1 protein-coding gene and 1 pseudogene are annotated in these 1135 nt (G+C 38.7%); both read left to right on the forward strand.

The features are described from left to right. Positions 1–275 (forward strand): annotated as a pseudogene (locus tag AC1DWN_RS34165) (group II intron reverse transcriptase/maturase); the annotation flags it as partial. Between the two features lie 197 nt (positions 276–472). Continuing rightward, a complete protein-coding gene (locus AC1DWN_RS34170) occupies positions 473–739 on the forward strand; it encodes a hypothetical protein (protein WP_477563251.1) in 267 nt (88 codons plus the stop codon). Positions 740–1135: the final 396 nt, after the last annotated feature.

Below are 1135 nucleotides of genomic sequence, written 5' to 3' on the forward strand. Positions count from 1 at the left end.
ATGAAAAGTTGGAAATCTTAATCTTAATGGCAACGATTCGCAAGAAATTAACCGGACATTACCGATATTATGGGATCACGGATAAYCACCCGAATCTAGTCAAGTTTAAGAGAGAGATAGAAAAGGCGTTGATGAAATGGCTAAACCGCAGAAGCCAGAAACAAAGCTTCAATTGGGAGAGCTTCAACCAATTCCTAAAACGAAACCCATTACCGGAACCCCGCATTTATGTGAATATCTATGGGAAACGCAAGGCTAAGGCCTTTGTTCAGTAAGATGATTTGAAGAGCCGTATGCCTTAATTGGGCACGTACGGATCTGTGAGGGCTTGCAGGTCAAACCTACAAAATGGTAGGCCTACATTCTACTCGACTCACTTCGCGAATACTCTAAATATTGAATTTTTGCGAAAGCTCGCAGAATAGCCGTTATATATGAAATCCCCGTAAAGATTAATAATAAAGGAGCTTTTATGAGACATTTTATATTACTCCTACTTCTTACCCTCGTGTTAGTCGGATGCAATGAGACTCAGCCAGACTTTGATAATATATCAGAATCATTAGTAAATGCTGAAAGAGTAATGAATAATAAAGACTTAGTTATAACAACAGCAACAAGTTCACAGTCAAAAATTATTAATTTTAGAATTTTGATTGAAGATAGAATTAATAATGAACAGGCTAAAGGCTTGGTTAGTGACTTTTTCATTCAAAAAAACTTTTTCAATAAAATTTGAGATTAAATCTCAAAAAGACGGACAGATATTATACAAGGGCAAGAGAGAGAGAGAAGATGATAAAATTTGGTGGCAATTCTAAGAAGACGAGGACTTCGTATGGGGGACAAACCAGTAATGGATAATCCATCTGATCACATGCATCATTAAGCTAACGGGCAGGATAGTTTAAGTGCGTCAAGTTAAGTCATGTCATTTAGCAGGTGGAAATCCTGCTTGGGAAGACTCTAGCCAGGTCACCAATAGCGAGTCTTGGAGCTTTAAGGGTAACCTTACGGTTTAAGCGTAGACAGTCAGATAGTAGGCCGTGTGATTGAGCCTCGAAAGAACTGCAAAAATGGGAAGGTCGACGGATTTTAAACTCTCGGAAGACTACAGGATAAGCAGCGTAACAGG

The organism is Paenibacillus sp. P4_A7, from assembly GCF_056402455.1.